The sequence below is a fragment of the Plantactinospora sp. ZYX-F-223 genome (assembly GCF_039649625.1).
GTDB lineage: Bacteria > Actinomycetota > Actinomycetes > Mycobacteriales > Micromonosporaceae > Plantactinospora.
On record NZ_JBDJAV010000005.1, the window covers coordinates 58,171 to 77,970 of the forward strand.

Genomic DNA, 19,800 nt, shown 5'->3' on the forward strand with positions numbered 1-19,800 from the left:
GGTGAAAAGTGCCGGGGAGTGCCGCCGACCCGCCGTCAAGGATAGGCAAGAATGGGTGAGTGACCAGGAGCACCGCGGCCAGAGCCGTCCGTCTCGACCAGGTCTGCGCCAGTGCCGTCGACGTGGCGCGGGAGGGCATCACCGAGGTCGACCCGGCTGACGTCGGCGACCACCAGGGGGCGATCGCCGAGGGCGACCGCCTCGTGACGCATCTCTTCGAGTGCAAGATGGCCGGCTACCAGGGCTGGCGGTGGGCGGTGACGGTGACCCGGGTGCCGCGCAGCCGGCACGTCACGATCTGCGAGACGTTCCTGCTGCCCGGCCCGGACGCGTTGCTCGCGCCGAGTTGGCTGCCCTGGCAGGAGCGGCTCCAGCCGGGCGACCTCGGGGTCGGCGACCTGCTGCCCACCCCGCCGGACGACGAGCGGCTCGCCCCCGGCTACCTGCTCTCGGACGATCCGGCAGTGGAGGAGACGGCCTGGGAGCTGGGCCTCGGGCGGCCCCGGGTGATGTCCCGGGAGGGCCGGATCGAGACCGCCCAGCGGTGGTACGACGGCGATCACGGGCCGAGCGCGCCGATCGCGGTCGCCGCACCGCGGGCCGCCCGCTGCGGCACCTGTGGCTTCTATCTCCCGCTGGCCGGCGCGCTGCGGCAGTCCTTCGGCGTCTGCGGAAACTTCTTCGCCCCGGACGACGGCCGGGCGGTCAGCGCCGACCACGGCTGCGGGGCGCACTCCGAGACGCTGGTCGAGTCGGCCGAGACGCCGGTCGAGGAGCTGCCGACCATCTACGACGACAGTGAGGTCGAGGCGGTCGCGGTCAGCCGGGCACCCGGCTCGGTCGAGGCCACCGAGCCCCCGGAGCCGTACGGGCACGGCTGACCGAGGACTCCCGCGACGGGGACTCCCTCAGCCGCCGGCGCGACGGCGACGGCGGTTGGCGTCGTGCCGGAGCATCACGGCCAGCCCGGGGAAGCCCGCGAGGAAACCGGCCAGGCAGGTCCAGAGCCAGTGCTCGCGGCCGGTGTCGGCGAGCCAGTCCCGGAAGAAGACCAGTAGCACCAGCCCGACGACCGCCCAGACCACGATCCCGGCGACGGCGAACGGGACCATCGGCGGGTCGAGCGGCTCGATCCGCGGCTCCTCCTCGGGCACCGCTCCAGCGTACGGCCGTGCTGGTGGGGGTTGGTAACCGGGAAGGACTTTGCCGGTAACCGGTGATCTGGGACGATGCCCCGATCAACGATGCCCCGATCACTCTCGTACACCCCCTGCGAGGATCCGATGGACAACGCCCCGACGAAGCCGGCCGGCCGGTCCGGCGCCGGTAACGCCTTCGACCGGTACTTCGAGATCACGGCGCGCGGCTCGACGGTGGGCCGGGAGGTGCGCGGTGGGCTCGCCACGTTCTTCACGATGGCCTACATCGTGGTGCTCAACCCGCTGATCCTGGGCAACGCGGTCGACTCCGACGGCGCCAGGCTGGCCATCCCGGCGCTGGCCGCCGCGACCGCCCTGGTGGCCGGGGTGATGACGATCCTGATGGGTGTGGTCGGCCGGTTCCCGCTGGCCCTGGCCGCCGGGCTCGGCGTCAACGCGCTGGTGGCGTTCGAGATCGCCCCGCAGATGACCTGGGCCGACGCGATGGGCCTGGTGGTGATCGAGGGTGTGATCATCGCCGTCCTGGTGCTGACCGGGCTGCGCACCGCCGTGTTCCGGGCGGTGCCGACCCAGCTCAAGACCGCGATCGGGGTGGGCATCGGGCTGTTCCTGACGATCATCGGGCTGGTCGACGCCGGGTTCGTCCGGCGGATTCCGGACGCCGCCAACACCACCGTGCCGGTCGGGCTCGGCATCGGCGGCAAGCTGGTGACCTGGCCGGCGCTGGTCTTCGTACTCGGGCTGCTGGTCACGCTGGTCCTGGTGGTACGCCGGGTCAAGGGCGCGATCCTGATCGGCATCCTCGCCTCGACCGTGCTGGCGATCGTGGTGGAGGCGATCGCCAAGGTCGGTCCGTCGGTGGTGGACGGGAAGCCCAACCCGGCCGGCTGGTCGCTGAACGTGCCGGCGCTGCCGGAGCGGGTGGTGGACACCCCGGACCTTTCCCTGCTGGGTCACTTCGACCTGCTCGGCTCCTGGCAGCGGGCCGGCGTACTGGTCGCGCTGATGTTCGTCTTCACGCTGCTGATCACGGACTTCTTCGACACCATGGGCACGATGGTGGCGGTCGGCCAGGAGGGCGGGCTGCTCGACGAGCAGAAGATGCCGCCGCGTACCCGGGAGATCCTGCTGGTGGACTCGGTGGCCGCGGCGGCCGGCGGCGTGGCGAGTACGTCGAGCAACACGTCGTACATCGAGAGTGCCGCCGGGGTCGCGGAGGGCGCCCGGACCGGGGCGGCCAACCTGGTCACCGGTGGGTTGTTCCTGCTGGCGATGTTCCTGGCCCCGCTGGTCGTGGTGGTGCCCTTCGAGGCCGCCTCCGTGGCACTGGTGATCGTCGGGTTCCTGATGATGACCGCGGTGCGGACCATCGACTGGAACGACTACGAGATCGCCATCCCGGCGTTCCTCACCATCGTGCTGATGCCGTTCACCTACTCGATCTCGAACGGCATCGGGGCCGGCGTGATCACCTTCGTGCTGGTCAAGCTGGCCCGGGGCAAGGCACGGGAGGTGCACCCGCTGCTCTACGGGGTGGCCGCGCTCTTCGTGGTCTACTTCCTGCGCGGCCCGATCGAGACCGTGCTGTTCTAGCCTGTGGAACAGCACGGCGCCGGGTCTCGGTGACAGTGGTCATAATCGGTGGTCGTTAGCCTAGCTTATTAGTTAGGCTAACGACCGTGACGGAGTGGACGGTGATGGCGAAGCGCATGCCACCGGCGCAGCTTGCGACGTTGCTGCGCGATGCGATCACCAGACTCAACCGACGGGTACGGCAGACCCGGCCGGTCGGCGATCTCACGGGGACCCAGCTCTCCGCCCTGACCAGCCTGGAGCTGGCCGGTGCGCTGACGCCCCGCGAACTGGCCGACACCGAACGGGTCCAGCCGCCGACGATGACCAAGATCGTCGCGAAGCTGGAGGAGCGCGGCCTCGTGCAGCGCACCCCCCATCCGACCGACGGCCGACAGGTCATCCTCTCGGCCACCGACACCGGCCGCGCGATGCTCGCCCAGTTCGACCGGGCCCGCAACGAGTGGCTGGCCGGCCGGCTCGCCGAGCTGACCCCGGAGGACCGCGACGCGCTCCAGCGCGCCGCGGAGATCCTGCAGAAGGTGGCGCGCGACTGAGCGCCGCTGAGGACCGGGTCCGCTTCGTCCGCTAGGACCTTCCGGCCGCAATGTCGAGGCCGGAGGTCGGGATGACGCGTACGACCCGAGGAGGCGCACCCCGAGTGCGGGCAAAGCTGAGCACCACCTTCCAGTCCCTGACGGTTCGCAACTACCGGCTCTTCGCCACCGGTCAGCTCATCAAGCTGATCGGCGTGTGGATGATGTTCACCACGCAGGACTGGCTCGTCCTGGACCTCTCGGACAACTCGGCCTCCGCGCTCGGCGTGGTCATCGCCCTCCAGTTCACCCCGGTGCTCCTGCTGACCCTGCTCTCCGGCCGCCTCGCCGACCGGTACGACAAGCGCGTGCTCCTCTTCGTCGCCAACTGCACCTGGAGCCTCCTGGCGCTCGGCATGAGCGTGCTGGTGATCACCGGTGTCGTGCAGCTCTGGCACGTCTTCGTCTTCGCCGCGCTGCTCGGGGTGGCGAACGCGGTCGAGACCCCGGTACGCCAGTCCTTCGTCTCCGAACTCGTCGGCACCCCGCTGCTGCCCAACGCGCTGGCGCTCTCCGCCGCCACCTTCAACTCGGCCCGGATCATCGGCCCGGCGGTGGCCGGCGTGGGGATCGCGCTCTTCGACGTCGGCCCGGTCTTCCTGGTCAGCGCGCTGAGCTCGGTCGCCCCGGTGGTCTTCGTGGTGCTGATGCGCTCGGCCGAGCTGCACCGCGACGAGCTGCCGCCGCTCGCCGAGCGCGGCTCCGCCCGGGTGATCGACGGACTCCGGTACGTCGCCCGCCGGTCCGACCTGGTGCTGCCGATGGTGCTGATGTCGGTGATGGGGCTGGCCCTGTTCAACTTCCAGCTCACCCTCTCGGCGCTGGCCAAGACCACCTTCAACACCGGCGCCGCCTCGTTCGGCCTGTTCACCACCGCGCTCGCGGTGGGCGCCCTGGCCGGGGCGCTGGCCGGCAGCGGCCGGCGCAGCCGGCCGTCGGTCTGGGTGGTGCTGGGTGCCGCCGTGGCGACCGGTGCCTGCGGCACCCTGGTCGGGCTCGCCCCGACGTACTGGCTGGTGGTGGCCTTGCTGCCGCTGACCGGGTTCTTCATGGTCTTCTTCGCCCAGGCGTCCAACCAGCGGGTGCAGCTCGGTGTCGACGCGGCGTTCCGGGGCCGGGTGATGTCGCTCTGGGTACTGGTCTTCCTCGGCACCAACCCGGTCGGCGCGCCGATCATCGGCTGGATCGCCGAGCGCTTCGGCGCCGGCGCGAGTATCTGGATCGGCGGTCTGATCTCGCTGACCGCCGCCGGTACGGCACTGATCTGGCAGTTGCACCGTACCGGTACCCGGCTCCGGCTGCGCATCCTCCCGTTGCCCCGCTTCTACGTGGTGCATCCCGCCGACATGTGAGGCACCCGGCGGAGGTGTCCGGCGCCCCGGGGCCGCGCCGTCGACCGTCGCGCGTCGATGGCGCGGCACCCTGCGGGCGTCCGACCCCTCTGGTTAGCTGACCTCATGCTGCGTGTGCGACTACTGGAGTGCCTGGCCGCCGACCAGGCCCGGCTGCGTCAGGTCGCGTCCGCCGATCTGGCTGCGGCCGTGCCGAGCTGTCCGGACTGGACCGTCGCCGACCTGGTCCGGCACGTCGCAGTGGTCTATCTGCACAAGGTGGAGTGCATGCGGACCGGGCGGATCCCCTCGTCGTGGCCGCCCGAGCTGTCCGCGGAGGAGCCGTTGGCGCTGCTCGACCGGGCGTGCCTCGCGCTGCGCGCCGAGTTCGACAGCCGGGATCCGGCCGCGCTCGCACCCACCTGGTACGACCCGGACCAGACCGTCGGCTTCTGGCTCCGGCGGATGGCGCAGGAGACGGTCATCCACCGGGTGGACGCGGAACTGGCGACCGCCCAGCCGGTCGCGGAGATCCCCGCCGACCTCGCCGCCGACGGCATCGACGAGCTGCTGCGGATCCTCCTGGGATACGGCACGCGGCGGTGGCCCGAGGACTTCACCGACGTTCTCCCCGATCCCGCGGTCCAGGTCCTGGCCACCGCCGGGCCGGCGAGCTGGCTGGTCCGGCTCGGCCCGGACGGTGCGACGGTCGCGTCCGACCGGGCATCGGTCGCCCGGAGCGGAGCGGCGGTGCCGGTGCAGAACGGCCGGCCGGAGGCGGCACCGGTCCGGAAGCCGGCCGGTGCCGGCGCGGCCGGCGGCAGAGCCTCCGGGGCGGGAGAAGGCCCGCCGGCCGAGGTCGGGCCGGCGGCGACCATCAGCGCGAGTCCGGAGCGGTTGCTGCTCTGGCTCTGGCGGCGCTCGGCCGACGACGCCGTCAGTTGGGCCGGCGACCGGGCGGCGGTCGAGCGGCTGCGCCTGGCACTCGCCCCGGCGACCCGATGAATGAACCTTCCACCCTGAACAGCGCGGCGGGTCCGCCCCGACTCTCCACCTGCGGCCACGGCGGACCGCAAGGGGAGGTTGACAAAGGTGCAATATTCGTTGATTGCAAAACCGGTGGCGGGTCGGGGTGCTGCCGGTTAGCGTCGGAGGATGTGGCCATCGTGCATGCTTTCGCGCTGCCGCTGGCCCTCCTTGCCGTAGCCGGCCTGCCGGCCGCCGTGGCCGCGCTGATCTGCGCCGACGAGCTGATCGACCGGTTCGCCTGCTGGTTCGCCGACCGCCGGGACAGCCGCCGGTTGCGCCGGGCGATAGACCGCCTCGACCGGGTGTTCGAAGTGGACGCGCTCGCCCGCGAGGTCGACCTCACCGAGTTCGACCGGGTGGACCACCCGGCGATCGAGCGGATCGCCGCCGACCTGCGCCGGCTGGGCGACCAGCGGCTGAGCCTCGCCGGGCGCTCCCGGCTCTGGCAGGACGCGGTGCTGGAGGCGTACGACGACCGGCTGCGCCTGGCCAGCCGGTGCCTGGGCGTGGCCGAGCACCTCGGCGACCTCGACGGCGTCGACCTGGAGATCGAGCGGGTACGCGTCGAGGGCGAGTTGCAGGCCGCCGGCCTGATCCTGCCGTCCCCGCACGCCGGGCCGCGCCAGGGCAGCGGTTGACCCGCCGGCCGGCGACCCGCTGCCGGAAGCGGCGCTGAGATGCGACTCTTCGTGGCCGTCTATCCGCCGCCGGAGGCGCTGGACGACATCGTCGCGCAGACGCACCGGCTCCGGATCGGCGCGGCGGCCGACGCCGGGATCAACGTACGGCTGACCGCCCGGTCGACCCTGCACGTGACCGTCGCGTTCCTCGGCGAGGTGCCGGACGACCGGCTGTGCACAGTGGAGGAGGCGCTCTCCCGGGCCGTCGACCTGTGGCGGCACCCGCCGGTCCGGCGCCGGCGCGCGGCCGACCGTCGGACCGGATCCGTCGAGCCGGAGGCGGGCGGTGGGCGGCGGGCGCCCCGGCTCCAGCTCGGCGGCGGTGGGCGGTTCGGGCCGGGGCGGTTCACCGTGCTCTGGGTCGGGCTGCTCGGCGAGGTCGACGCGCTGCACCGGCTGGCCGCGACGGTCCGGCGGGAGTTGCGCCGGTCCAGGATCCCGTTCGACTTCCGGCCGTTGCGGCCGCACCTCACCCTGGCCCGCCCCGGCGACCGGCTGGACCGGGAAAGCCTCGACGAGGACCTGCGTACCCTCGACGGGTATCTCGGGCCGTCCTGGCCGGCGACCGAGCTGGTGCTGGTACGCAGTCATCTCGGCCCCCGGCCGACGTACGACCGGCTGGCGGCCTGGCCGCTGTAGCGGCTCCGACTCCGGTGGGTGCGCCCAGACTTGTCCCTTTCGGGCTGAACTGGCGCGTCCAGGTCAACGTGGCGGATGATCTGGCGGCGCCCAGCTTCCTCAGCCGCCCGTGACTGCTTTTCGCAGGGCCACGGCCTGGCTGACCGCGAAGGCTGCGACCTCGACGGCCACTGCGGCGAGGAGCACGGTGAACGCGCCGTCCCACGGCCGGACCGCCGCGAACGCAGCAAGCAGGGTGGCCGCTACGACGTTGGCGGTGAGCACCGCCACCAGCCACGGGCGGAGCCTGGGACGCCGGGCGACGCGGTGGAGCGCGAACGCCCAACCGCCGACACCGACCGCGATCGCGATGGTCACCGCCGGTGGCATGGTCAACCGCTCGGACACCGGATTGACGAACAGGATCAGCGACACCGCCGCCACCGCGCAGTAGATCGCGTCGAGCTGCAACGAGAGCCGTCCGGCATGCCGTGTCCGCATGGCCGCGACGGTACCGCAGACCCCGGGCCGGAACGACTATGTCGTCAGGAGGTTTCGCGGGCGGCGGGGCCGCTGCCGAAGAGGACGTCGTCCCAGCTCGGCAGGCGCTTGCGCGGCTTGCCGGAGGCGTCACCGGACTCACCGGAGCCCGGCCCGGTGGCGGCGCGGCGTGGCCGGAGCACCGCCAACGACGGTACCGCCGGGACCTCCTTCGGCGCGTCGGCGTCGTCGTCGAACGCGGAGCCGGAGCCGCCGCCGAGCAGTGCGGCGGCGCCACCGGAGACCGGACGCTGCCGGGGCGCGTCCGGCGACGCCATCGACGCGGCCGGGTCGAGGCCGCGCCCGGCGGTCGAGCCGAGCGGCCGGTCGAGCCCGGCGAGCAGCGCGTCCCGGCCGGCGCGGATCGGATCCCGGCCGGGCCGGGCGTGGTCGCCGGCCGCCGCCGGCAGGCCGTGCCCGCCACGACCCGGCTCCACCCGGGACGGACCGGGCAGGGCATGGCCGCCGCGTTCCGGCGCGGGCTCCTGGCCGAGCAGCGGCGCGGGGCGCTCGGCGCAGAGGTATTGCGCCATGTCGTCGTGCGGCGTCACCGCCTGGCGCGCCTTGTCGAGATCCCAGATCGCCTGGGCGGTGGCCTTGCCGGAGGGCCAGGTCGCGATGATCCGCCAGGTGCCGTCGTCGCGCCGGTAGGCGTCCCAGGAGATCTTCTCGGTGTCGATGCCGTGCTGGGAGAGCCGGCCGTCGACGATCTCGGCGAGCGGCGCCTGGTTTTCCGCGTTCTTCAGCCGGGTCCGTCGGGCGTGCTGGGCGAGCATCGCCCGCTCCTGGAGCACCGGGCCGGCGTAGCGCAGCACCCGGTCGACCGGAACCCCGGCGATCCGGGCCACGTCCTCGGCGGACTCGCCGGAGCGGATCCGGGCCTGGATGTCCCGGGGCGACAGCGAGGGTGCCGGCTCGGTGCCGGAACCGACCGCGGCCAGTGGCGCGCTGCCGGGCTCGTTGTGCAGGACGGTCGCGACCCGCTCGTCGATCGGCAGCGCGAGAAGACGGCCCACCTCGTCGGTGAGCACCATAGCTTGGCCGTCCTCGGAGAGGGCGACGAAGCGTACTGGCCGCATCGCGTTGCCTCCGTCCCGCCTCGCTGGCCCCACGCCACAGGTCAGCCACCCGGGCGTCCTCGTCACACGGTACGCCGGTCCGTCACCCGTTGGGGAGAGGCGCGCCCGCATGTCGCGGGTGAGCTGGAGAAATCGATCACTCGGGTCGGGCGGTCCGGCCGACCGGCCCGACCCGAGGGACGGTTCGACTCAGAGTCGGTCCACCACGTAGTCCACGCAGGCGGTGAGGGCTTCCACGTCGCTGGGCTCGACCGCCGGGAAGAGCGCGATCCGGAGCTGGTTGCGGCCGAGCTTGCGGTACGGCTCGGTGTCGACGATCCCGTTCGCCCGCAGCGCCTTGGCGATCGCGGTCGCGTCGACACCGTCGGCGAAGTCGACCGTGGCCACCACATTGGAGCGCAGCGCCGGATCGGTCACGAAGGGTGTCGCCACGGCGGAGCGCTCGGCCCAGCCGTACACGATGGCGGCGCTCTCGGCGGTGCGCTTGGCCGCCCAGGCCAGCCCGCCCTGCGCGTTCATCCAGTCGGTCTGCTCGGCGGCCAGGAAGATGGTGGCCAGCGCCGGAGTGTTGTACGTCTGCTCCAGCCGCGAGTTGTCGATCGCGGTGACCAGGTCGAGGAAGGCCGGGATATAGCGCCCCGAGGACTTGATCTCGGTCGCCCGGGCCAGCGCGGCCGGCGACATCAGGGCGAGGAAGATCCCGCCGTCGGAGCCGAAGCACTTCTGCGGGGCGAAGTAGTAGACGTCGGTCTCCCGGACGTCCACCTCCAGGCCGCCCGCCCCGGAGGTCGCGTCGACCAGCAGCAGCGCGTCGTCGTCGGCACCGGCCACCCGGCGGATCGGCACCGCGACACCGGTGGAGGTCTCGTTGTGCGGGGTGGCGTAGACGTCGACGCCGGCCTCGGCGACCAGCGACGGCGCGGTACCCGGGTCGGACTTGCGCACGGTGGGTTCGCCGAGGAACGGCGCGTCCTTGACCGACTTGGCGAACTTGGCGCCGAACTCGCCGAAGCTGGCGAACTGGGCCCGGTCCCGGACCAGCCCGAAGGTGGCCACCTCCCAGAAGGCGGTGGTGCCGCCGTTGCCGAGCACCACCTCGTAGCCCTCCGGCAGGGAGAAGAACTCGGCGATGCCGCGGCGCAGCCGGGCGACCTGGTCGCGTACGGTCTTCTGCCGGTGCGAGGTGCCGAGGTACGTCGTGGCGACGTCGGCCAGCGCGGAGACCGCCGCCGGACGCACCTTGGAGGGGCCGCAGCCGAACCGGCCGTCAGCGGGTTTGATCTCGTCGGGAATCCGAATGGTCGATACGTCAGCCACGGTTACGAAGATCCTTCCGGTGGGCCGAGAGGCCCGTGAGCCGAGCGGTTGATCCGGCGACGCTGCCGCCACCCCATCCTCGCACCTTGGTCGCGCGGCCCGGGGGACGATCCCACCGCGGCGACTGAGGTCTGCCCCACATCCGTCCCGGCGCCGGACCGGAGACGACGAAGGGCCCCTCCCCGGTCCGCGGCAGCGGTCGGAGTGGGGCCCTTAGCACAGCTCAGGCGTTGTGCGGGACGGCGTCCCAGCCCTCCACCTCGGTGGGCTTGCGCGGCCCCGGGCCGGTGTACCGGGCGGCCGGCCGGACGAGCCGCTTCAGCTTCTTCTGTTCCAGGATGTGCGCGCTCCAGCCGCCCATCCGGGCACAGGTGAACATCGAGGTGAACATGTGCGCCGGTACCTCGGCGAAGTCGAGCACCACGGCCGACCAGAACTCGACGTTGGTGGCGAGTACCCGGTCCGGCTTGCGGTTGTGCAGCTCCTCCAGGGCGGCCTTCTCCAGCGCCTCGGCGATCTCGAAGCGGGGCGCGCCCAGCTCCTTGGCGGTACGCCGGAGCACCCGGGCGCGCGGGTCCTCGGCCCGGTAGATCCGGTGCCCGAAGCCCATCAGCCGCTCGCCCCGGTCGAGTACGCCCTTGACGTACCCCTCGGCGTCGCCGCTGCGCTCCACCGCCTCGATCATGTGCAGTACCCGGGACGGTGCGCCGCCGTGCAGCGGGCCGGAGAGCGCGCCGATGCCCGACGAGATGCAGGCGGCGGCGTCCGCACCGGTCGAGGCGACGATCCGGGCGGTGAAGGTGGAGGCGTTCAGGCCGTGCTCGGCGGCGGAGATGAAGTAGGCGTCGACGGCCTTAACGTGCCGGGGGTCGGGTTCGCCCCGCCAGCGCTTCATGAACCGCTCGACGATGGTCTCCGCCTTGTCGATCTCCTTCTGCGGTACGGCCGGCAGGCCGAGCCCGCGCGCCGACTGGGCGACGAAGGAGAGCGCGGTCACCGAGACCCGGGCCAGGTCCTCCCGGGCCTGCTCGTCGGAGATGTCGAGGAACTGGGAGAGCCCCCAGTACGGCGCCAGCATCGCCACCGCGGACTGCACGTCGACCCGGATGTCGCCGGAGTGCACCGGTACCGGGAACGGTTCGGCCGGGGGCAGGCCGGGACCGAACCGGCCGTCCACGAGCAGGGCCCAGACGTTGCCGAAGGAGACCTGGCCGATCAGGTCCTCGATGTCGACCCCGCGATAGCGCAGCGCCCCTCCTTCCTTGTCAGGCTCGGCGATGGCGGTCTCGAAGGCGATCACGCCTTCCAGCCCCGGTTTGAAGTCGGACATGCGCGCTCCTGGATCGGTCGTCCGTGCATTCAGGGCCCACCCGGCGGTACCCGGCGCGAACCCTTGGCGAACTCAGCGATGTATTCGTGCCATCTTGCCTGCTGGGTAACTAACTTTGCGAGAGGTCACGGTTGTGCTACGCGCGACACAACGCGGCAAGGACGGGCCGGCCCCGGGGTCGCCCGCCGGCTCGGCCGGGTCGGCGCCGGTCCTCCGCTTTCGATTGACGAACAGGGATGTGACGTGATGCGGGACACACCGCCGGCCGAACTGCGCCGGGAGTACGGGTCGGCCGACGGGCTCGCCGAGGCGGACCTGGCGCCCGACTGGTGGACGCAGTTCCACCGCTGGTTCCTCGACGCGGTCGCGGCCGGGCTCCCCGAGCCGAACGCGATGGTGGTGGCCACCGCCGACGCCGAGGGCCGGCCCAGCACCCGGACCGTCCTGCTGAAGGGGTACGACGAGCGCGGGCTGGTCTTCTACACCAACTACCGGTCGCGCAAGGGCACCGAGGCGCGGGTCAACCCGTACGCCAGCCTGCTGCTGCCGTGGTATCCGATCCAGCGCCAGGTGGTGATCTGCGGCACGATCGGGCCGGTCGACCGGGCCGAGACGGAGGCGTACTTCGCCAGCCGGCCGCGCGGGTCGCAGCTCGGGGCCTGGGCGAGCCCGCAGTCGGAGGTGCTTTCCGACCGGGCCGCGCTGGATGACCGGTTCCGGGTCGCCGCCGAGCGGTTTCCCGACGGCGTACCGGTGCCGCCACCACCGCACTGGGGTGGCCTGCGGGTGGTGCCGGCGACGGTGGAGTTCTGGCAGGGACGGGCCAGCAGGCTGCACGATCGACTGCGCTACCGTCTGACCGGTGCGGACGATTGGATCATTGAGCGGCTGGCGCCTTGACCGGAGTTGACCCGGACGCCGACCGGGTCGGCGGCGACCCGGCGCCGGACGGCGGGACGGTCGTCGATTCTTCCGCACCAAGGCCGGGCGAGACCGCCGAGCCGGCCGCCGTCGGGAAGGCGCGATCGGGCCGGTTCGCCCGGTGGGCGATGGACGTACGCCCGCTGCGGGTGCCGGCGTACCGGCGGCTCTGGATCGGCAACGGCGTCTCGATGTTCGGCTTCCAGCTCACCGCGGTCGCGGTACCGGTGGAGATGTTCGCGCTGACCGAGAAGTCGCTCTGGGTCGGGCTGCTGGGCATCGCCGGATTCGTCCCGTTGCTGGTCTTCGGCCTCTGGGGCGGCGCGGTCGCCGACGCGGTGGACCGCCGCAAGCTGCTGCTGGCCAGCTCGATGCTGATGTGGCTCTCCACCGGAGGGCTGCTGCTCCAGGCGCTGTTCCGGGTCGGCAGCCCGGTCCTGCTGCTGGTGCTGGTCGCGGTGCAGACCACCGCGTTCGCGATCAGCTCGCCGGCCCGACAGGCGATCATCGCCCGGCTGGTACCCACCTCGCTGGTGCCGGCCGCGAACACGCTCGGCTACACCACCTCCACCGCCGGTGGGGTACTCGGTCCGCTCGCCGCCGGCCTGGTCTTCTCGGCCGGACCGGTCGAGGTGGTGCTGCCGGTGGCGTACGGGGTGGACGCGCTGCTCTTCACCGTCTCGCTCTGGGCCACCTACCGGCTCCCCTCGATGCCGCCCCTGGACGACGGCGGGCCACCCCGGCGGGTCGGCCTGGCCAGCGTGGTGGACGGGTTCCGCTACCTGGCCACCACTCCGGTACTGCTGCTCTCCTTCGCCGTCGACATCATCGCGATGGTGCTGGCGATGCCCCGGGCGCTCTTCCCCGAGGTGGCGCAGGAGCGGTTCGGCGGCGGTTCGGCGGTCGGCTGGCTGTTCAGCGCGATCGCGATCGGGTCGGTGCTCGGCGGGCTCACCTCGGGCTGGATCAGTCGGGTCCGGCGGCAGGGGTTGGCCCTGGTCTGCGCGGTGGTCGGCTGGGGGCTGGCGATCGCCGCCGCCGGGTTGGCCCGGCAGCTCTGGCTGGCCGTCCTGCTGCTCGCGGTGGCCGGGGCGGCCGACCTGGTCAGCGCGGTCTTCCGGCAGTCGATGTTGCAGGTCTACGCCCCGGACCGGCTGCGTGGCCGGTTGCAGGGCGTGAACATCACGGTGGTCGCGGGTGGCCCCCGGCTGGGTGACCTGCGCGCCGGAACCACCGCCGCCGCCTTCGGGGTCGGCTTCGCCTGGGTCGGCGGCGGGGTGGTCGCGGCCGTACTCGCGCTGCTGCTGGGGATCTTCTTCCCGGCGCTGGCGCGCTACCGGGCGCCGCAGCCGGGCGACGAGGATGCCGAGCCGGGCGCACCCGCCGGTTCCGAGCCGGGCGGTTCCGGGTCCGCCGGTTCCGGGCCGGCAGGTTCGGGGTCCGCCGGTTCCGGGCCGGCCGCTGCGGCCGCCGGTTCCGGCTCGGGCAGCGGCGCGGCGTCCGGCCAGCCGGGCGCCGCCGCCGGGTAACGGCTATCGTCCCGGCATGGACAACGTCAAGGCGGCCCGGCCGCTCTCTGGTGCACAGTGGACGATTTCGGCCGCCGGCCAGGAGGCCGTGGTGGTCGAGGTCGGTGGAGGGCTGCGGGCGTACCGGGCGAACGGCGTCGACTACCTCGACGGGTACGCGGAGGACGAGCTGCCGGCCGGCAGCGCGGGTCAGGTGCTCGCCCCGTGGCCGAACCGGATCCGCGACGGCCAGTACACCTTCGCCGGCCAGGAGTTGCAGCTTCCGCTGACCGAGCCGCAGCGGCACACCGCGATCCACGGTCTGGTCAACTGGCTGCCGTGGCGGCTGGTCGAGCAGCGCCCGGACGCGGTGGTGGTGGGCTGCGAGATGCCGGCCCAGGTCGGCTACCCGTGGCCGCTGTCGCTGCGCGCGCAGTGGCAGGTCGGCGCCGACGGGCTGCGGGTACGCCACGAGGCGACCAACGTCGGCACGGCGCCCTGCCCGTTCGGCTTCTCGGTGCATCCCTACCTGCGGCTGCCCGGGGTCGCCGTGGACGACCTGCGGCTGCGGGTACCGGGTCGCAGCCGGCTGCTGCTGGACGGCCGGCTGCTGCCGATCGGCGCGGCCAAGGTGACCGGCGGGGAGTACGACTTCACCGAGCCGCGCCGGATCGGCCGGGCCGTCCTCGACCTGGCCTTCGGCGACCTCGACCCGGCGCTGACGCACGACTGGGGTTCCAGCGTCACGCTCTCCGGCCCCGACCCGGAGGCGGCGGTGAGCATCTGGGCCGACCCGTCGTTCGGCTGGTGGCAGGTCTTCACCGGGGACACCCTGCTCGGCGACCGCTACCGGCGGTCGGTGGCGGTCGAGCCGATGACCTGCCCGCCGGACGCGTTCCGCTCCGGCCGGGACGTGATCGTCCTCGAACCGGGACAGACCTGGCAGGGGAGCTGGGGCATCCGGCCCGGCGCCTGACGCCTCGGCGAGAGCGTGGAGGGGCGCGATGGAGTTCTCGACGGTCGTCCGGCGGCGACGGATGGTGCGCAACTACGACCCGGACCGGCCGGTACCGCCGGAGTTGGTGGACCGGTTGCTGGAGCACGCCGTCCGGGCCCCGTCGGCCGGGTTCTCCCAGGGCTGGGCGTTCCTGGTGCTGACCGAGCCGGCGGACCGCGAGCTGTTCTGGACGGCGACCACCCCGGAGGGCGCCCGGCGCGACCCGGCCGCCGAGGGGCAGAGCCGGTGGCTGACCGGGATGCGGCGGGCACCGCTGATCGTCGTACCGCTGGCCGACCGCTCCGCCTACCTCGACCGGTACGCCGAGCCGGACAAGGGGTGGACGGACCGCGACGAGGCCCGCTGGCCGGTGCCGTACTGGTACATCGACACCGGCTTCGCCGCGCTGCTGATGCTGTTGACCGCGGTGGACTCCGGGCTCGGCGCGTGCTTCTTCGGCATTCCGCCGGAGCGGACCGGCCCGTTCCGGGAGGCGTTCGGAGTGCCGGAGGGCCTCACCCCGATCGGCGCGCTCGGCATCGGTTATCCGGCAGCGGATTATCGATCGCCGTCGTTGCGACGTGGTCGCCGGCCAGTGGAGAAGGTGGTGCACCGAGGACGCTGGGGCTGACATCCTGACCGATGCGGGTCAGGATGCCGCCGGAGGTAGTAACGAAACTGACATCCGTGGACAAACCAAGAGCTCGTCGGAGGTCGCTAGGCTGACGGGCGTCATCGGTACGATGCGGCTCGCGCAGGTGGCGGGCCGCCGGAGTAGCAGCAAGGGGTCGGGCCAGCACGGCCATGGGGAGGAGCGTGCCGTCGTGATCTTCAAAGCGGTTCGGGACGGGCGTCCCTACCCGGACCACGGGCTCACGTTGAAGCAGTGGGCAGAGATCCCGCCACGCCCGCTGCGCCTCGACCAGCTCATCACGACCAAGCGGGAACTCGCGCTGGACAAGCTGCTCGCCGAGGACTCCACCTTCTACGGCGACCTCTTCCCACACGTCGTGCAGTGGAGCGGCGGTCTCTATCTGGAGGACGGGCTGCACCGCGCGCTGCGCGCCGCGCTCCAGCAGCGCAACCAGATCCACGCCCGGGTCCTGGTGCTGCCGGCAGCCTGAGCCCGAGGGCGCCCGATGACCGGCCGTTAGGGTGGCGGTCATGACCGAGGCGACGCACCGGACACCCCCGCTGGACCTGCTCGACCTGGACGGTTCGCTGACCGAGGAGGACCGGCAGATCCGGTCCGTGGTGGGCCAGCTCGTGGCGACCCGGGTACGCCCGCACGTCGCCGGCTGGTACGAGACCGGCCAGGCCCCGGTGCGGGAGCTGGCCGTGGAGTTCGGCAAGGTCGGCCTGCTCGGCATGCACCTGACCGGGTACGGCTGCGCCGGCGCCTCGGCCGTCGCGTACGGGCTGGCCTGCCTGGAATTGGAGGCCGGCGACTCCGGGGTACGGTCGCTGGTCTCGGTGCAGGGATCGCTGGCCATGTACGCCATCTGGCGGTACGGCTCCGAGGAGCAGAAGCGGCACTGGCTGCCCCGGATGGCGGCCGGCGAGCTGATCGGCTGCTTCGGGTTGACCGAGCCGGACCACGGCTCCGACCCCGCCTCGATGACGACCCGGGCCCGCCGGGACGGCTCCGACTGGGTGCTGACCGGCGGCAAGATGTGGATCACCAATGCGCCGGTCGCCGATCTCGCCGTCGTCTGGGCGCGTACCGACGAGGGAGTGCGGGGTTTCGTCGTACCCATGCAGACGCCCGGGGTGACGGCGCGGGAGATCCGGCAGAAGATGTCGCTGCGCGCCTCCTCGACCGGGGAGATCGTGCTCGACGAGGTCCGGCTGCCGGCCGACGCCCAACTGCCGGCCGCGACCGGGCTGCGGGCCCCGCTGAGCTGCCTGACCGAGGCGCGGTACGGCATCGTCTGGGGTGCGCTCGGCGCCGCCCGGGACTGTCTGCACGCCGCGATCGACTACGCCGCCAGCCGCGAGCAGTTCGGCCGGCCGATCGCCGGTTTCCAGCTCACCCAGGCCAAGCTGGCCGACATGGCGGTCGAGTTGCAGAAGGGCTATCTGCTGGCCCTGCACCTGGGCCGGCTGGCCGACGCCGGCCGGCTCCGGCCGGAGCAGGTCAGCGTCGGCAAGCTGAACAACGTCCGGGAGGCGATCGCCATCGCCCGGCAGTGCCGGACCATCCTCGGCGCGAACGGCATCAGCGGGGAATATCCGGTGCTCCGGCACGCCAACAACCTGGAGAGCGTGCTGACCTACGAGGGCACCTCGGAGATCCACCAGTTGGTGATCGGGCAGCGGCTCACCGGGCTGTCCGCGTTCGGCGGCTGACCCGGCACGCCGGGCGGCTACGTCAGGCCACCTTGCGGGCGGAGCGGAGCGCGCCGGCCAGGTGTAGTAGGTTAGCCTGACCTAAGTTCCTGTTGTCAAGTCGCGGGTACCCCGCCCGCCCCGGCTGACCTGCGGGATTAGAGCCGCCGGCCGGGGGTAGCCCGCCGCGTGGAGGCCGGAGGAATCGCCGAGCACGGACTGCTGGCCGACGGGCGCAGTGCCGCGCTGGTCGACCGCTCGGGCTCGGTCAACTGGTGGTGCCCGGAGCGCTTCGACGCGCCCTCGGTCTTCTGCCGCCTGCTCGACGTCACCGGTGGGCACTGGTGGATCCGGCCGGTCGAGCGCTTCGAGGTCCGCCGGAACTACCTGCCCGACACCCTGGTGCTGCGTACGGTGTTCCGGACCGAGCACGGCGAGGTGTCGCTGACCGACGGGCTGCTGCTGGAGGCGGGCGCCCGGGGACACGGAATCGGCCGTAAGTCCCCCGGAGTCCTGGTCCGGGTGGTGGAGGGCCTCTCCGGGGCCGTTCCGATGGAGCTGTCCTATCACCCCCGGTTCGAGTACGGCCGGCGGACCGCGTACCTGGTGTGGCGGGACGGCGAACTGACCGCGACCTCCGGGCCGACGACGCTGGCGATGACCGCCCCGATGCCGCTGACGGTGCAGGGGTCCGAGGCGGCGGCCCGGTTCACCGTCGGTGCCGGGCAGCGGGACACCTTCGTCCTCGCCTACCGGCCGACCTTCCACGAGACGGCGCCGCACCCGGTGGAGGAGACGGACGCGTTCGGCGACACGGTCTCCGGCTGGCGGTCCTGGGCGGCACACCACGACTACCAGGGCCGCTATCCGGAACTGGTCCGGCGCAACGCCCTGGTGTTGCAGGGGCTCACCTACGTGCCGAGCGGCGCGGTGGTGGCCGCCGCGACCACCTCGCTGCCGGAGGAGCTAGGCGGTGACCGCAACTACGACTACCGGTACGCCTGGCTGCGCGACTTCAGCCTGACGCTGCGGGCGCTCTGGGTCGCGGCCTGCCCGACGGAGGCGAACCGGCTCTTCGGCTGGGTCGCCTCGGCGGTCGGCCGGATCGACGGCCAGCCGGTGCCGATCATGTTCGGTGTGGAGGGGGAGCGGGACCTGACCGAGCGCCGGATCGAGACGCTGCGCGGCTACGCCAACAGCTCCCCTGTCTGGGTCGGCAACGAGGCGTGGCGGCAGCATCAGCTCGACGTGCCGGGCGAGGTGCTGGACGCGGCCTGGCGGCTGCGGGACTACCTCGACCCGATGCGTGCGGAGGTCCGCGACCTGCTGCGCAGCCTCGCCGACCAGACGGTGACGAGGTGGCGGGAGCCGGATGCCGGGATGTGGGAGGCCCGGGACGCCGCCCGGCACTACGTGTCGTCCAAGGTGGGCTGCTGGGTGGCGCTGGACCGGGCGGTGCGGTTCGGTGACCGGCTGGCCGACCCGGACGACCTGGCCCGCTGGGTGGCGGCCCGGGACGAGATCCGGGAGACGGTACTCCGGGAGGGCTGGAACGCGCAGGTCGGTGCCTACACCGGCGCCTTCGGCTCGGAGCAGCTCGACGCCAGCGTGCTGCTCATGCCACTCGCCGGCTTCCTGCCCGCCACCGACGACCGGATGCGGGCCACCATCCGGCTGATCGAGGAGCGGCTCTCCCGGGGTGGTCTGGTCCGGCGCTGGGCGGGCGATCCGGCGGCGTTCACGATCTGCTCCTTCTGGCTGGTGCAGTGCCTGGTGCTGGCCGGCGAACGGGACCGGGCGGCGGCGATGTTCGAGAACGTGGCGGGCGTCGCCAACGACCTCGGGCTGCTCGCCGAGCAGGTCGACCCGCACACCGGGGAGCAGCTCGGGAACTTCCCGCAGGCGTTCTCGCACATCGGACTGATCAGCGCGGCCTGGGAACTCACCACCGCCTCGGACGAGACGGTGCCGACAGGGGGAGGAAGCCGATGACTGGACGGCTCGAAGGAACGACGGCGCTGATCACCGGTTCGGATTCCGGAATCGGTCAGGCCACCGCCATCGAGTTCGCCAAGGAGGGCGCCGACGTGGTGGTGCACTACCTGCACGACCACGACGGCGCACAGCACACCCGGCAGCAGGTGGAGCAGGCCGGCCGGCGGGCCGTCGTGGTGCGCGGCGACATCAGCGAAGAGGACCAGGTGGAGGCGATGTTCGACACCGCGCTGGCCGAGTTCGGCGAGCTGAACGTGCTGATCAACGACGCCGGGGTGGACGCCTCGGGCATCCCGGTGATCGACCTGGACACCGAGACCTGGGACCGGGCGATCCGGATCAACGTCTACGGCGCCTTCTTCTGCTCGCGGCGGTTCGCCCGGCACCGCCGGGACCAGGGCGGCAAGGGCAAGATCATCAACATCACCTCGATCCACCAGGAGGTGGCCCGGGCTGGCGGTTCGGACTACGACACCAGCAAGGGCGCGCTGCTCAACCTCGCCAAGAGCATGGCGCTGGAACTGGCGCCGATGGGGATCAACGTCAACAACATCGGGCCGGGCATGGTGCTCACCCCGTTCAACCAGCGGGCCATCGACGACCCGAAGTACCTGGAGGAGCAGGTGCAGAGCATCCCGTTCAAGCGAGCCGCGGAGCCGGTCGAGATCGGTCGGGTGGCGGTCTTCCTGGCCAGCTCCGACGCCGACTACGTCACCGGGTCGACGTACTTCGTGGACGGTGGCCTGATGCAGAACCAGGGTCAGGGGGCCTGACCAGACCCCGAACCGCGGAGGAGAAG

The 19,800-nt window shown here is 72.4% G+C and carries 19 protein-coding genes and 1 pseudogene; 15 read left to right on the forward strand and 5 right to left on the reverse strand.

The window, feature by feature from the left end; all coding sequences use genetic code 11:
• Positions 1–59: 59 nt before the first annotated feature.
• Positions 60–881, forward strand: coding sequence for a DUF3027 domain-containing protein (locus AAH979_RS06660; protein WP_346257143.1), 822 nt, complete (start codon positions 60–62; stop codon positions 879–881).
• 27 nt (positions 882–908) lie between these two features.
• Here AAH979_RS06660 and AAH979_RS06665 read toward each other — a convergent pair whose 3' ends face one another.
• Entirely contained in the window at positions 909–1,112 is a 204-nt protein-coding gene (locus AAH979_RS06665) for a DUF2530 domain-containing protein (protein WP_346257330.1), read from the reverse strand.
• A 171-nt stretch (positions 1,113–1,283) separates the two neighbouring features.
• On the opposite strand from AAH979_RS06665, the gene AAH979_RS06670 reads away from it, so the two are divergent.
• The 6 genes from AAH979_RS06670 to AAH979_RS06695 all read left to right on the forward strand — a co-directional run bounded on the left by AAH979_RS06670 (position 1,284) and on the right by AAH979_RS06695 (position 7,007).
• Complete coding sequence (locus AAH979_RS06670) at positions 1,284–2,753, forward strand: NCS2 family permease (RefSeq protein WP_346257331.1); 1,470 nt, start codon at positions 1,284–1,286, stop codon at positions 2,751–2,753.
• An 86-nt stretch (positions 2,754–2,839) separates the two neighbouring features.
• The gene (locus AAH979_RS06675) at positions 2,840–3,289 is read left to right on the forward strand and encodes a MarR family transcriptional regulator (protein WP_318398805.1); all 450 of its coding nucleotides are present in this window, start codon (positions 2,840–2,842) and stop codon (positions 3,287–3,289) included.
• Between the two features lie 104 nt (positions 3,290–3,393).
• Positions 3,394–4,680, forward strand: coding sequence for an MFS transporter (locus AAH979_RS06680; protein WP_346257144.1), 1,287 nt, complete (start codon positions 3,394–3,396; stop codon positions 4,678–4,680).
• A gap of 105 nt (positions 4,681–4,785) precedes the next feature.
• Complete coding sequence (locus AAH979_RS06685) at positions 4,786–5,664, forward strand: maleylpyruvate isomerase N-terminal domain-containing protein (protein ID WP_346257145.1); 879 nt, start codon at positions 4,786–4,788, stop codon at positions 5,662–5,664.
• A gap of 152 nt (positions 5,665–5,816) precedes the next feature.
• Entirely contained in the window at positions 5,817–6,326 is a 510-nt protein-coding gene (locus AAH979_RS06690; RefSeq protein WP_346257146.1) for a hypothetical protein, read from the forward strand.
• A 39-nt stretch (positions 6,327–6,365) separates the two neighbouring features.
• The gene (locus AAH979_RS06695; RefSeq protein WP_346257147.1) at positions 6,366–7,007 is read left to right on the forward strand and encodes a 2'-5' RNA ligase family protein; all 642 of its coding nucleotides are present in this window, start codon (positions 6,366–6,368) and stop codon (positions 7,005–7,007) included.
• Between the two features lie 99 nt (positions 7,008–7,106).
• On the opposite strand, the gene AAH979_RS06700 is transcribed toward AAH979_RS06695, so the two are convergent.
• The 4 genes from AAH979_RS06700 to AAH979_RS06715 all read right to left on the reverse strand — a co-directional run bounded on the left by AAH979_RS06700 (position 7,107) and on the right by AAH979_RS06715 (position 11,252).
• Positions 7,107–7,487 carry a hypothetical protein gene (locus AAH979_RS06700; protein ID WP_346257148.1) on the reverse strand — a complete coding sequence of 127 codons (381 nt, stop codon included), beginning with the start codon at positions 7,485–7,487 and terminating at the stop codon, positions 7,107–7,109.
• Between the two features lie 44 nt (positions 7,488–7,531).
• A complete protein-coding gene (gene sepH, locus AAH979_RS06705) occupies positions 7,532–8,605 on the reverse strand; it encodes a septation protein SepH (RefSeq protein ID WP_346257149.1) in 1,074 nt (357 codons plus the stop codon).
• A gap of 189 nt (positions 8,606–8,794) precedes the next feature.
• Entirely contained in the window at positions 8,795–9,922 is a 1,128-nt protein-coding gene (serC, locus tag AAH979_RS06710; RefSeq protein ID WP_346257150.1) for a phosphoserine transaminase, read from the reverse strand.
• A 223-nt stretch (positions 9,923–10,145) separates the two neighbouring features.
• Entirely contained in the window at positions 10,146–11,252 is a 1,107-nt protein-coding gene (locus AAH979_RS06715; RefSeq protein WP_346257151.1) for a citrate synthase 2, read from the reverse strand.
• Between the two features lie 246 nt (positions 11,253–11,498).
• On the opposite strand from AAH979_RS06715, the gene pdxH reads away from it, so the two are divergent.
• The 8 genes and pseudogenes from pdxH (at position 11,499) to AAH979_RS06755 (ending at position 19,774) form a co-directional block, all read left to right on the forward strand.
• Positions 11,499–12,152 (forward strand): pyridoxamine 5'-phosphate oxidase, encoded by a 654-nt coding sequence (gene pdxH / locus AAH979_RS06720; protein WP_346257152.1) that lies wholly within the window; start codon positions 11,499–11,501, stop codon positions 12,150–12,152.
• 149 nt (positions 12,153–12,301) lie between these two features.
• Positions 12,302–13,543 (forward strand): annotated as a pseudogene (locus AAH979_RS06725) (MFS transporter); the annotation flags it as partial.
• Positions 13,544–13,718: 175 nt separating this feature from the next.
• The gene (locus AAH979_RS06730) at positions 13,719–14,657 is read left to right on the forward strand and encodes an aldose 1-epimerase family protein (protein ID WP_346257153.1); all 939 of its coding nucleotides are present in this window, start codon (positions 13,719–13,721) and stop codon (positions 14,655–14,657) included.
• A gap of 28 nt (positions 14,658–14,685) precedes the next feature.
• A complete protein-coding gene (locus tag AAH979_RS06735; RefSeq protein ID WP_346257154.1) occupies positions 14,686–15,309 on the forward strand; it encodes a nitroreductase family protein in 624 nt (207 codons plus the stop codon).
• Positions 15,310–15,502: 193 nt separating this feature from the next.
• On the forward strand, positions 15,503–15,802 hold the full coding sequence (locus tag AAH979_RS06740; RefSeq protein WP_346257155.1) for a type II toxin-antitoxin system VapB family antitoxin: 300 nt from the start codon (positions 15,503–15,505) through the stop codon (positions 15,800–15,802).
• A gap of 40 nt (positions 15,803–15,842) precedes the next feature.
• Complete coding sequence (locus AAH979_RS06745; RefSeq protein WP_346257156.1) at positions 15,843–17,027, forward strand: acyl-CoA dehydrogenase family protein; 1,185 nt, start codon at positions 15,843–15,845, stop codon at positions 17,025–17,027.
• Positions 17,028–17,195: 168 nt separating this feature from the next.
• Entirely contained in the window at positions 17,196–18,998 is a 1,803-nt protein-coding gene (locus AAH979_RS06750; protein WP_346257157.1) for a glycoside hydrolase family 15 protein, read from the forward strand.
• Positions 18,995–19,774: a glucose 1-dehydrogenase gene (locus AAH979_RS06755; RefSeq protein WP_346257158.1), complete on the forward strand. Its 780-nt coding sequence runs from the start codon at positions 18,995–18,997 to the stop codon at positions 19,772–19,774. The genes AAH979_RS06750 and AAH979_RS06755 overlap by 4 nt, the downstream gene beginning before the upstream one ends.
• The last annotated feature ends 26 nt before the right edge of the window (positions 19,775–19,800 follow it).

Bases quoted from the DNA above. Each gene is read 5' to 3' on its own strand.
- AAH979_RS06665 (WP_346257330.1), bottom strand. From the start codon at position 1,112: ATGGTCCCGTTCGCCGTCGCCGGGATCGTGGTCTGGGCGGTCGTCGGG.
- AAH979_RS06670 (WP_346257331.1), top strand. From the start codon at position 1,284: ATGGACAACGCCCCGACGAAGCCGGCCGGCCGGTCCGGCGCCGGTAAC.
- AAH979_RS06685 (WP_346257145.1), top strand. From the start codon at position 4,786: ATGCTGCGTGTGCGACTACTGGAGTGCCTGGCCGCCGACCAGGCCCGG.
- AAH979_RS06695 (WP_346257147.1), top strand. From the start codon at position 6,366: ATGCGACTCTTCGTGGCCGTCTATCCGCCGCCGGAGGCGCTGGACGAC.
- AAH979_RS06700 (WP_346257148.1), bottom strand. From the start codon at position 7,487: ATGCGGACACGGCATGCCGGACGGCTCTCGTTGCAGCTCGACGCGATC.
- sepH (WP_346257149.1), bottom strand. From the start codon at position 8,605: ATGCGGCCAGTACGCTTCGTCGCCCTCTCCGAGGACGGCCAAGCTATG.
- AAH979_RS06715 (WP_346257151.1), bottom strand. From the start codon at position 11,252: ATGTCCGACTTCAAACCGGGGCTGGAAGGCGTGATCGCCTTCGAGACC.
- pdxH (WP_346257152.1), top strand. From the start codon at position 11,499: ATGCGGGACACACCGCCGGCCGAACTGCGCCGGGAGTACGGGTCGGCC.
- AAH979_RS06730 (WP_346257153.1), top strand. From the start codon at position 13,719: ATGGACAACGTCAAGGCGGCCCGGCCGCTCTCTGGTGCACAGTGGACG.
- AAH979_RS06735 (WP_346257154.1), top strand. From the start codon at position 14,686: ATGGAGTTCTCGACGGTCGTCCGGCGGCGACGGATGGTGCGCAACTAC.
- AAH979_RS06745 (WP_346257156.1), top strand. From the start codon at position 15,843: ATGACCGAGGCGACGCACCGGACACCCCCGCTGGACCTGCTCGACCTG.
- AAH979_RS06755 (WP_346257158.1), top strand. From the start codon at position 18,995: ATGACTGGACGGCTCGAAGGAACGACGGCGCTGATCACCGGTTCGGAT.